This is a genomic window from Bacillus sp. cl95 (assembly GCF_900115925.1).
Taxonomy (GTDB): domain Bacteria; phylum Bacillota; class Bacilli; order Bacillales; family Cytobacillaceae; genus Neobacillus_A.
Map to the genome: position 1 here is coordinate 1 of NZ_FOYF01000016.1, position 10,984 is coordinate 10,984.

A 10,984-nucleotide genomic window follows, 5' to 3' on the forward strand; every position below is an offset into this window, starting at 1 on the left:
CCATCTGTAAGTGACAGCCGAAACCGTCTTTCAGCTTTTCCTCATGAGAGGAAAAGGATTATCCGGTATTAGCTCCGGTTTCCCGAAGTTATCCCAGTCTTACAGGCAGGTTGCCCACGTGTTACTCACCCGTCCGCCGCTGATATCAGGGAGCAAGCTCCCATCAATCCGCTCGACTTGCATGTATTAGGCACGCCGCCAGCGTTCGTCCTGAGCCAGGATCAAACTCTCCAATAAAGAGTGAGATTAGCTCAATTACTAACTCTGGCAAGTTCCAGCAACAAAGTTACTTTCACTTGTTATTACTTGTTTTGTTGACATTTTTGTTTGTTTAGTTTTCAAGGAACAATTTTGTTTATCGCTCAGAAGCGACTTTATCAATATATCATTTTCGCTTCGTTACTGTCAACATCTTTTTTAACTTTTTTCAAAGCTATGATGTCGTCAGCAGCAACGTTTATTAATATAACAAGATTAAAAAAGGAAGTCAATACATTTTACGAAAAAGATTAATAGCATGCGGGGCTCTTTTTCTTCATTAACCACGGTTCGTCTTTTTCTGGGAAGTACGCATATATTTTAAGCATTCCCTCGGAGATGCTACCCGCTTAAATAAGGCAAATAAAATCTTATACCTTTCCTCCATTGCCCTTTTGACAATATGATCAATGCGATGATCCTTCAAATCGTAAAGGATCTCATCCATTTCTCTCTTTATTAAATACTCCATCTCTTTTGTTTCTTTTTCATTGATGAGAAAGCCAATCACCTATCATCACACCCCTGAATCATTGTGGTAGTAGTCTTTTCCAAATAATTCAATTTTATAAGACTTGTCGAAAAAGATTTATGCATTTATCCAGGATTGTCCCATTAAATTCTTTATTCATAAGCGTCCATAGTCGTGAATACATTAGGACAAGGAATGTTTTGGACGAGGTGATGGAAAGGATGAATTTCTTTTTGGTAGTAAAAAGCAGATTTCTTAAACAAGGCATTTTGATTTTGATTGCATCATTTTTCACAGCATGGTTTTTGTATGTAGAAAATACGCTACAAATGCCTGTATTCCAGACGAAAGATGGTCCGAAAGCCGTGTATAAGGGTGAGAAGGATTTAGCCTTAACTTTCAACATTGGTTGGGGCGATGAAAAAGCAGAACCTATATTGGATGAGTTAAAAAGACAAAAAATCCGCACAGCCACCTTCTTCTTGGCGGGTTCATGGGCAGAGAGACACCCCGACATTGTCAATAGGATTGCAAAAGAAGGATATGAAATAGGAATGCTAGGTTATGCCTATGTTGATTATTCCGAGCTAGAGGATGCAAAAATTCGCCAAGATTTATCCAAGGCACAAGAAGCGTTTCGCAAATTGAATATTAAGGACATCAAACTTGTACGTGCTCCTACCGGCCATTTTGACAAACGAACATTAAATGTTGTCCAAAAACACGGCTATACACTTGTTCATTGGAGCATCGATTCTAAAGACTGGACTAATCCCGGCGTCGATAAGATTGTTAGGAATGTGCAAACAGCAGAAAAAGGAGACATACTCCTGTTACACGCTTCTGATTCAGCCATCCAAACACGGAAAGCACTACCTGAGATTGTTGCCGCTATCAACAAAAAAAACTTAAAGCTTGTGACTGTATCCGAAATGATTGCTAACGGAACCGCTCGTTCTGAAGAAATACGCTAAAAGTTATCCATATAAAAAAGCCGAACCTATTTGGCCGGCTTTTTTTTCGTTTTCTTCTCGATTGGTTTTTTATTATTTTTTTGAAGCTCTTTCGATTCCCTTTCACGCATAGATTGCTCATTTAGCTTATGTAAGATGAGCAATTGATAGGCATTACAAACCAGCAAAGGAAACACCATCAAATATAGCCAACTTGATTCATTTACACGTAAAACTGGCACCCATTCAATAACAGTTACCACAATCATAAAAAATGCTGCAGGAATAAACACTTCTTTCGTAGTTTGCTTCATTTTCAAATAAGCTACTACAACACCGATAACCATCACAACTAATGCAATAGATAAATACGAAACAATACTTTCTCCTGGTTCAGCGAATGCTTTATACCTTAAATAAACCAAATCAAAAAGCACTATGGCAATCAACAAGACCTGCACTGCACTCCAAAGTGACTTGAATATCCCAAGACCAAATCGATGAACGGTTAAATAAGCAAAAAAGCCCATTTGGCTAATTATACTAAAAATAAGTCCAATCCCTACAAGCCAAGCTAATATAGATAGAATCTCAACGATATCAAAATCTGAAAAGATCGGTTGAAATTCTTCCCATCTTACAATAAAACCTACAATACCGGTGGTTAATCCCCCGACCAATAATGTGCTAAAAAACAGCCTAACCAAGTTACGGCTCGTCACGTCGCATATCCTCCATAACAATAATATTCATTCCTTAATGATTGTACCAACGAAAGAATGAAAAATCTAGGACAGATACTTGAATAATTTATGTTCAATTACTTCATCCTAAAATTAAGGTTACCTTTGCGAAAGGAGCTTGAAAATGAAAATGAAAAAATGGCCGCTACTCGTCATCGTCCTCTTATTAACTAGTTGCTCAGGGAAAGAGGCGACAGGAGGGCAAATCGATTATGAAGAAACGAAGAAGATGGTTGTGGATATATTAAAGACGGATGATGGTAAGAAAGCGATTCAAGATGTCATGTCCGACGATAAACTAAAAGAAAAGCTTGTCATGGACCAAAAGGTTGTTTCTGAAACGATCGAAAAAACCCTTACTTCAGATAAAGGTACTACGTTCTGGAAAAAATCTTTTGAAGATCCGAAGTTCTCCGCAAGTGTTGCCAAGAGTATGAAAAAGGAAAATGAAAAGCTCCTTAAAGATTTAATGAAAGATCCTGAATATCGCGGAATGATGATGGAGATTTTTAAAGAGCCTGAGCTTCAAAAAGATATGGCAGATGCATTAAAGAGCAAGGAATTCCGCCAGCATTTGCAGAAAGTCATGACCGAAACATTTGAAAGTCCCATCTTTAAAGCAAAAATCCAAGCCTTGCTCATCAAAGCTGCCGAAGAAATACAGGCAGGTAAATCCACTGGCAAAGATAGCTCTGGCGGTGAGGATTCAGGAAATCAAGGGCAAGAACCTGGCGCCGGTGCGTAGATAGAAAAAAAAATTCAATAAACAAAGGCGTCATAAGAGACGCCTTTGTTTAAATTCTTTATTTTTTTTCTAAAATCCCGATGACTTTTCCAGCCATTTCTAAGTAGATTCGACCAAGCTGATGGTCTTCTTGGTATACAGAAGGTGCAAAATCTGCGTCATTCCAATCAGGCTGAGCCAAAGGTAGGCGTCCGAGTACTTCAGTTTGCAGTTCTTCCGCTAACTTGTCTCCTCCACCATTACCAAACACATATTCTTTTTCTCCAGTAACTTTACTTTCGAAGTAAGCCATATTTTCAACAATTCCGATGATTTCATGTTCGGTTCTTACTGCCATTGCTCCTGCACGAGCGGCTACGAAGGCAGCTGTCGGATGCGGAGTTGTAACAATGATTTCCTTACAAGCCGGAAGCATAGCATGGACGTCTAATGCAACATCTCCTGTTCCTGGAGGTAAATCTAATAGCAAGTAATCAAGTTCTCCCCACTCCACCTCATTAAAGAAGCTATTCAACATTTTCCCTAACATAGGTCCACGCCAGATGATTGGGGCATTGTCTTCAACAAAGAAGCCCATCGAGATCACTTTTACACCAAATCTTTCAACCGGAATGATCTTTTCCCCTCTAACTACCGGTCTATTCGTAATCCCCATCATATCAGGTACACTAAAACCATAAATGTCAGCATCCACTAGTCCAACTTTTTTGCCTAGGCGAGCAAGAGCAACAGCCATGTTCACAGACACAGTTGATTTACCTACGCCACCCTTACCACTGGCAATTGCAATAAATGTTGTTTTATTGCTTTTTAACAAATTAGTATCTTCCTCTTGTGTTTGTGCAATCAAGTGCTGAGATATGACTTCTTCAGGAAGTTGGTTGAATCGTAATCCAACAGATTCCGCTCCCGCTTCTTTTAAAAGATTGACGATTTGCGTTTGCAATTGCAGTTGTTCAGCAGTACCTGTCTTAGCAATCGCAATCTTCACACTTACGTGATTTTTTTCTGGTTTAAGCTTAATTTCTTCTACACCATTAAGTTCTGCTAACGTCTTATGTAAAAAAGGCTCGTTTAATCCACCTAGAATTTCATGAACTTTTTGCTCTGTTAACATGTTAACACCCCTTATGTATTCGTTTGCATAACTACTCACTTAGTATACCATACAAAAGACAGAAAACTGTTAAATGAATCACACCTACCTATCGGTGAAAACGAGACAAACAAAATAGAAGGTGTCAGAGTGTCACCTTCATTCATCTTTCTCTATAAGCGCTTTTTCATTTGAATAATAGCGGAGGATTCCCTTATAAATAGAAGCAGCCACTTTATCTTGATACTTCTTCTTCTTTAGATTTTCTTTTTCTTGAGGGTTAGAAAGAAAACCTATTTCAACTAAGGCCCCTGGTTTCTTGGCATGCTTTAGAATATACACTTGATTCAGCGACTTAGCTTTGCGTTCCGTATTTTCAAGATTTCGTCTCAATTCAGCTTGAATGAACATAGCTGCTTCTTTGTTTTCGCTGAATTTGGTTCCATAAAAAGTCTGAGCCCCGCTCCATCTAGAGGAAGGAATCGAATTTAAGTGCAAGCTAATAAAAAAGTCTGCCTGCGACTCGTTAATCATCTCCAAGCGTTTTTTCAAATCTTCTACTTTACGACGACTGTATCCCCTAGTATCGGGGTCAGCGAGGTCTTTATCTTCTTCTCTTGTCATGATCACAAGTGCACCCTGCTGTTGTAAGTAGTCTCTGACCTTTAATGAAACACTTAAAGCAATTTCTTTTTCTAGCGCACTCTCATCACCAGCTCCGCCATCAGGACCACCGTGACCCGGATCTATTAAAATTACTTTGCCTGACAAAGGCAAATTCCAGGATTTCCACGAATTATTTTCAGTAAAATCAAGTTGTAAAATAAAAAATAACGTGATTAATCCCAGAACGAATGCTGTGATTTTTAACCTTCGTATCAACAATCCATTACACCTCCCGCTCGTCCCTATTCATTCAACTATATGGGACAACAAGAGGTTTTAGAACAACCAACAAAGCTTCTTCCTAATGCAGCCGTAATTTACGCCTGCGTTCTCCATTTCTAAAGCCATCCTCCCACCATATTTGAACATATTGTTCACAAGAGTAAAAAAGGCTTTCACTCATAATACCTTCATCACCATGGCCCCAGTAGAGGAGGAAATTATAAAGTGTATCTGTTAAGTGCTTTTCTTCTTTATAACAACGTTTTCTTATATCCTCAGTCCTTTCTCCATAGTAGCCAAACTTACTGAATTTGGCTCCAAGCAAAAAGGCTTCGATGGCAATATCATAACAAGCCTCTTCGATTCCAGAGTTCATCATAAGATTGGAAGTAATCCTCGATGATCCAAAGAAATGCTGTACTCTAGATTTTAAAACCTTTATAGATAAGTCCTTAAGAACGGTTCTCTCATATTTGATTTGCTTTTCTCTTCTCTTTTCTTTAAAAGTTGTAATTACATTCAAAAAGCTTCACCCCTTTGAAAGTAGTCTTTATCTGCTTCAGAGAAGAAATGCAAAAAAAACTCTCAAAATCATTTCCAATTTTTAAGCACAAAAAAACTCCAACCATTTCTGGTTGGAGTTTGTATAGGCGTAAAAATTAACGCTTTGAGAACTGAGGTGCACGACGAGCACCTTTAAGACCGTATTTTTTACGCTCTTTCATACGTGCATCACGAGTCAATAGACCTGCGCGCTTTAATGTTGGACGGAATTCTGGATCAGCTTGAAGTAACGCACGAGCGATACCGTGACGGATTGCGCCAGCTTGACCAGTGTATCCTCCACCGTTTACATTTACAAGAATGTCATAGCTACCAAGAGTTTCTGTAGCAACTAGTGGTTGCTTAACAACTTCACGTAATGCTTCGAATGGAATGTAGTTTTCGATTTCACGATCGTTGATTAAGATGCTTCCGTTACCTGGAACTAAACGTACACGAGCAACTGAGCTCTTACGACGACCTGTACCAATATATTGAACTTGTGCCAAGTTAATAACCTCCCCTAAAAATTATCCGCGAAGTTCGTAAACTTCTGGTTTTTGTGCTTGGTGCGTGTGCTCGCTACCAGCAAATACGTGTAGCTTTCTGAACATTTGACGGCCAAGAGAATTCTTTGGAAGCATGCCCTTGATAGCAAGTTCAAGCATTTTCTCAGCATAGTTTGTACGCATTTCAAGAGCAGTTCTAGTTCTTAAACCACCTGGGTGCATAGTGTGACGGTAGTAGATTTTGTCAGTTAACTTCTTACCAGTTAAGTGAATCTTTGAAGCGTTGATAATGATAACATTGTCACCAGTGTCAACATGTGGTGTGAAAGTTGGTTTATTTTTACCACGTAGAATTGATGCAACTTCAGAAGCAAGACGTCCAAGAGTTTTGCCTTCAGCATCAACTACGTACCATTTACGCTCGATATTGTTGGCATTTGCCATAAACGTTGTACGCATGAGTTTCCCTCCTAATTAAATCCAAAAAAATTGTTTTTCAAACTTTCAAGCAAATACGGTGTTCCGTTCCGCTTTTTGATCATATATTTTCAATCACGATGAAGACTTTCCGGGGCTTTATCGTGGGGTTAAAATACATACATATGCTATAATATATCCTCGCCGGCATATTGTCAAGATAATATTAAACACCAGGTTAGGTTGTTTTTATTTTAATAATAAACTTCCCAAAGATATAGACCGTGTGCAGGGGCTGTTTTTCCTGCAAGGCTTCGATCCTTCCCTTCTAGTACCTCTTTAAGAGATTCAGGGGCACGTTTGCCTGTCCCAACCTCTATTAGCGTTCCAACGAGTATCCTGACCATGTTATATAAAAAACCATTCCCAACAAAGCGAATACATAATTGGTTGCCTTCGTATACAAAGTCGATATCCTCAATAATTCTTACTTTGTCTTTTACGTCTGTACCTGCAGCGCAAAAACTCGTGAAATCATGCTCACCAATTAGGAACTTGGCGGCGGTTTTCATCTTAACTAAATCAATTTGGTAAGGGAAATGAAAAGCATGGTTTCTTGTAAATGGATTACGTTTATCCGTTAACTCAAGAAAATACCTATACTGCTTACCACTTGTATCGAATCGGGAATGAAACCCTTTTTTAGCAAGTTCAATTGACTGAATGACAATATCATCAGGAATTTGAGCATTTAATGCTACGATCCATTTTTCTAATGGGATTTTTAGATCAGAATCAAAGTGGATAACTTGCCCCTTCGCATGTACCCCAGCATCCGTTCTCCCTGATGCAAAAATTTTCACTGAGTATTTATGCATTCGTGTTAGGATTGTTTCCAATTCACCTTGCACAGTCCGTTTCTCTGGCTGTACTTGGTACCCAGCGAATGCTGTTCCATCATAGGATATGATACATTTATATCTCTGCATTTGCTCACCATCATGACCTTAATAAAATTAGCAAAACAGTTAGTATTGCCAATAACAATAGAAAAGCCGTATCAAACCATTGCCAAGACAACTGACGATACTTCGTCCGTCCTTCTCCACCTTTATAGCCACGGGCTTCCATTGCGATAGCTAGTTCTTCTGCTCGTTTAAAAGAGCTTACAAACAAAGGAATTAAAAGCGGAATAATGGCCTTTACTCTATCCTTTACAGGTCCACTTGAGAACTCGACACCACGCGCAATTTGCGCCTTCATGATTTTATCCGTCTCTTGCATTAGAGTTGGTATAAACCTCAAGGAAATCGACATCATCAGTGCCATTTCATGTACAGGAAAGCGAACTTTTTTAAGTGGATTCAGTAACTTCTCTAGACCATCCGTTATTTCGATAGGAGTTGTTGTTAATGTTAACAACGATGTAATCAGAATTAGGAAGAAGAAACGCATAGAGATAAAAATCCCCTGACGAATACCTTCTTTATAAATCTTAATCCAGCCATATTCAAAAACCACTTCACCTTCTTTTGTTAAAAAGATGTGTATAAGTAATGTGAAGAGTACAAGCCAAAGGACAGGCTTTAATCCCGCAAATAAGAATCGTGCTGGAATACGGGACATCGACATCATTACTAAAGTGTACACGGCCAGTATGGCATAGGTAACAGGGTTATTGGCTAAAAACACGACACAAACAAACATAAATACGAGAATGAGCTTTGAACGCGGGTCCATACGATGAATAAGTGAATCTGCCGGCACATATCGTCCGAAAATCATGTTCTCCATCATGGCGATTTCCTCCCCCCCGTTAACTGCAAGGCAATCGCAGAGGATAGCTCTTCCATATCTAAGTATGTCTTATTAAACTTTACAGCAAACTTTTTCTCGAAAAGCAATTGAAAGCGAACAACTTCAGGAACATCTAACCCTAATCTAATCAACTCTTCTGGATTCGAGAAGATTTCTTCCGGACCACCTTGCTTCACCAATTTACCTTCATGCATGATGGAAATGCGATCTGCATATCTCGCTGCATCCTCCATGCTGTGTGTAACTAATACAGTGGAAAGATTTCTGTCTTTATGAAGCTGATAGAACATATCCATTATCTCTTTACGTCCACGCGGATCTAAACCAGCAGTAGGTTCATCGAGCACGATGACGTCAGGCTCCATCGCAAGTACACCAGCAATGGCCACCCTTCTCATCTGTCCGCCAGATAAATCAAATGGTGATTTTTGCAGGATTTCCTCTGCTAGGCCAACTTGAGCTAAAGCAAGCCGCGCCCGCATTTTTGCTTCCTCTTCAGAAACTCCAAAATTCAACGGGCCAAAGCAGATATCTTTTTCAACGGTTTCTTCAAACAATTGATGCTCCGGGAATTGAAACACAATTCCTACCTTTTGACGGACAGCCTTCAAATTTTTCTCTTTTCTCCCTGCTTCAATCACTCTACTCCCAATTTGAACGTACCCACTAGTTGGTTGCAATAAAGCATTTAAATGTTGAAGTAGTGTCGATTTCCCAGATCCAGTATGTCCTATAATAGCCATGTATGTTCCATGAGGAATATCCATCGTGACATCTGAAATGGCCAATCTTTCAAACGGGGTTTTCGCTTGATAGCGATATTCTACACTTTTAAGCAAGAGGTCCATAACTCTGTCACCAACTCTTCTTCCGACAAATGCTGCCTTGATAGGTCTATCCCTTTTTTCTTTAACAACTTGCTCATTTTAACAGGAAAGGGTATATCTAAACCGAGATCTACCAGTTCTTTATCCATTTGAAAAATCTCTTCAGGTGTACCTTCTTTGTAAAGGCTACCTCTATTCATTACGATAATTCGATCAGCTTTCGCAGCTTCTTCCAAATCGTGAGTAATGGAAATCACGGTCATAGCTTTTTCTTCCTTTAGAACTCTGACGGTTTCCACTACTTCTTCTCTACCACGGGGGTCAAGCATGGATGTAGCTTCATCAAGTATGATGATTTCCGGCTTTAAAGCCAGAACACCTGCAATGGCTACTCTCTGCTTTTGACCACCAGAGAGATGGTGCGGCTCTTGATCAAGAAAAGCTGACATTTTGACGCTTTGCAAGGCTTCTTCCACTCGCAAAACCATTTCAGCCTGTGGTACACCATTATTTTCTAAACCAAAAGCCACATCATCCTTGACTGTTGTCCCTACAAATTGATTATCCGGATTTTGAAAAACCATCCCAATCTTCTTCCGAACTTCCCAAACCGTTTCTTCCTTTAAAGACGTCCCAGAGACGATAATTTGCCCTTCTTGAGCAAATTGAAGACCATTCAAAAGCTTGGCTAGGGTAGACTTTCCAGAACCGTTATGACCAACTATCGCAAGCCATTCCCCTTCAAAAATATCAAAGGAGACATCTTTTAGAGCATATTGTTCTTGAAGGTCATATTGAAAACTAATGTTATCTATTGTGACAAGCGAATTTCTCACTTTAATCCCCCTCAACTCAACTAAACTGTCTATCTCAACTATACCTTCAGAATACAAAAAAAGCCTGCACCTCATCCCGAGCAGAACGCGAAACATTCTGCAACTAATTCAGGAAATTTCTACAAAGAAATTGGGAGGAGGTGCATGAGCTAGACGAGACGCAATGAGAACGTGTCTAATGGCTCTCTAAACAGACACGGATCTGGTAAAGATATCACGCTCATCGTAACGCTCTTTTTGGCTTGTTACATGTATTTATTATTTTGAAGCATTTACAGAAAAAGGGCAAGAACAAGTTTGTTTGAAAAACTGTCCCTCACCCTTGTTGTCTGTAAAAGGTATTAAACTAGTTCAATGATAACCATTGGCGCACCGTCACCGCGGCGAGGTCCAAGTTTCATAATTCTTGTGTATCCACCTTGACGCTCTGAGTAACGAGGAGCGATGTCAGCAAATAACTTTTGAAGTGCAGAAACATTGTTCTCAGCATCAGCTACTTCATTACGAACGTAAGCAGCAGCTTGACGACGTGCATGAAGATCTCCACGCTTTCCAAGAGTAATCATTTTTTCAACAGTTCCACGGATTTCTTTCGCGCGAGTTTCTGTTGTTTCGATACGCTCATTGATGATAAGGTCTGTCGTTAAATCACGAAGCATTGCTTTACGTTGAGCGCTTGTACGTCCTAACTTTCTGTATGCCATGAAGGGTTCCCTCCTTTGTTGAAGTCATAATCGGCTTTCATATGTTTACTAATTTCAGCTAATGTTAATTAAAACAATCAGTCGTCCTTACGTAAACCTAATCCAAGCTCTTCTAATTTCGCTTTCACTTCTTCGAGTGATTTGCGGCCTAAGTTACGAACTTTCATCATATCTT

The 10,984-nt window shown here is 39.5% G+C and carries 15 protein-coding genes and 1 rRNA gene; 2 read left to right on the forward strand and 14 right to left on the reverse strand.

Going from position 1 to position 10,984, the window contains the following annotated elements; genetic code table 11:
- Both BMZ31_RS19830 and BMZ31_RS19835 read right to left on the reverse strand, forming a co-directional pair.
- Positions 1 to 237 (reverse strand): 16S ribosomal RNA (locus BMZ31_RS19830); the annotation flags it as partial.
- A gap of 301 nt (positions 238 to 538) precedes the next feature.
- The gene (locus tag BMZ31_RS19835) at positions 539 to 769 is read right to left on the reverse strand and encodes a hypothetical protein (protein ID WP_090833648.1); all 231 of its coding nucleotides are present in this window, start codon (positions 767 to 769) and stop codon (positions 539 to 541) included.
- Positions 770 to 951: 182 nt separating this feature from the next.
- On the opposite strand from BMZ31_RS19835, the gene pdaB reads away from it, so the two are divergent.
- Positions 952 to 1,704, forward strand: coding sequence for a polysaccharide deacetylase family sporulation protein PdaB (pdaB, locus tag BMZ31_RS19840; protein WP_090833649.1), 753 nt, complete (start codon positions 952 to 954; stop codon positions 1,702 to 1,704).
- 26 nt (positions 1,705 to 1,730) lie between these two features.
- On the opposite strand, the gene BMZ31_RS19845 is transcribed toward pdaB, so the two are convergent.
- Positions 1,731 to 2,405, reverse strand: a complete 675-nt coding sequence (locus BMZ31_RS19845; protein ID WP_090833650.1) for a KinB-signaling pathway activation protein — start codon at positions 2,403 to 2,405, stop codon at positions 1,731 to 1,733.
- Between the two features lie 151 nt (positions 2,406 to 2,556).
- Here BMZ31_RS19845 and gerD point away from each other — a divergent pair, with 151 nt between their 5' ends.
- Positions 2,557 to 3,171, forward strand: coding sequence for a spore germination lipoprotein GerD (gerD, locus tag BMZ31_RS19850; protein WP_090833660.1), 615 nt, complete (start codon positions 2,557 to 2,559; stop codon positions 3,169 to 3,171).
- A 58-nt stretch (positions 3,172 to 3,229) separates the two neighbouring features.
- Here gerD and BMZ31_RS19855 read toward each other — a convergent pair whose 3' ends face one another.
- The 11 genes from BMZ31_RS19855 to BMZ31_RS19905 form a co-directional block, all read right to left on the reverse strand.
- Entirely contained in the window at positions 3,230 to 4,288 is a 1,059-nt protein-coding gene (locus BMZ31_RS19855) for a P-loop NTPase (protein ID WP_090833651.1), read from the reverse strand.
- A 138-nt stretch (positions 4,289 to 4,426) separates the two neighbouring features.
- The gene (gene cwlD / locus BMZ31_RS19860) at positions 4,427 to 5,149 is read right to left on the reverse strand and encodes an N-acetylmuramoyl-L-alanine amidase CwlD (protein ID WP_090833661.1); all 723 of its coding nucleotides are present in this window, start codon (positions 5,147 to 5,149) and stop codon (positions 4,427 to 4,429) included.
- 85 nt (positions 5,150 to 5,234) lie between these two features.
- On the reverse strand, positions 5,235 to 5,678 hold the full coding sequence (locus BMZ31_RS19865) for a YbaK family protein (protein ID WP_090833652.1): 444 nt from the start codon (positions 5,676 to 5,678) through the stop codon (positions 5,235 to 5,237).
- Between the two features lie 136 nt (positions 5,679 to 5,814).
- Complete coding sequence (rpsI, locus tag BMZ31_RS19870; protein ID WP_090833653.1) at positions 5,815 to 6,207, reverse strand: 30S ribosomal protein S9; 393 nt, start codon at positions 6,205 to 6,207, stop codon at positions 5,815 to 5,817.
- Between the two features lie 21 nt (positions 6,208 to 6,228).
- Positions 6,229 to 6,666, reverse strand: coding sequence for a 50S ribosomal protein L13 (rplM, locus tag BMZ31_RS19875; protein WP_090833654.1), 438 nt, complete (start codon positions 6,664 to 6,666; stop codon positions 6,229 to 6,231).
- A gap of 212 nt (positions 6,667 to 6,878) precedes the next feature.
- Positions 6,879 to 7,613 (reverse strand): tRNA pseudouridine(38-40) synthase TruA, encoded by a 735-nt coding sequence (truA, locus tag BMZ31_RS19880; RefSeq protein WP_090833655.1) that lies wholly within the window; start codon positions 7,611 to 7,613, stop codon positions 6,879 to 6,881.
- 10 nt (positions 7,614 to 7,623) lie between these two features.
- Positions 7,624 to 8,421 (reverse strand): energy-coupling factor transporter transmembrane component T family protein, encoded by a 798-nt coding sequence (locus tag BMZ31_RS19885; RefSeq protein WP_090833656.1) that lies wholly within the window; start codon positions 8,419 to 8,421, stop codon positions 7,624 to 7,626.
- Positions 8,418 to 9,290 carry an energy-coupling factor ABC transporter ATP-binding protein gene (locus tag BMZ31_RS19890; protein WP_090833657.1) on the reverse strand — a complete coding sequence of 291 codons (873 nt, stop codon included), beginning with the start codon at positions 9,288 to 9,290 and terminating at the stop codon, positions 8,418 to 8,420. Before BMZ31_RS19890 ends, BMZ31_RS19885 begins: the two co-directional genes overlap by 4 nt.
- Positions 9,266 to 10,105: an energy-coupling factor ABC transporter ATP-binding protein gene (locus tag BMZ31_RS19895; protein WP_090833658.1), complete on the reverse strand. Its 840-nt coding sequence runs from the start codon at positions 10,103 to 10,105 to the stop codon at positions 9,266 to 9,268. The genes BMZ31_RS19890 and BMZ31_RS19895 overlap by 25 nt, the downstream gene beginning before the upstream one ends.
- Positions 10,106 to 10,446: 341 nt before the next feature.
- The gene (gene rplQ / locus BMZ31_RS19900; RefSeq protein WP_090833659.1) at positions 10,447 to 10,809 is read right to left on the reverse strand and encodes a 50S ribosomal protein L17; all 363 of its coding nucleotides are present in this window, start codon (positions 10,807 to 10,809) and stop codon (positions 10,447 to 10,449) included.
- A gap of 77 nt (positions 10,810 to 10,886) precedes the next feature.
- A partial coding sequence (locus tag BMZ31_RS19905) for a DNA-directed RNA polymerase subunit alpha C-terminal domain-containing protein (RefSeq protein WP_275261359.1) occupies positions 10,887 to 10,984 on the reverse strand: 98 nt, incomplete at its 5' end.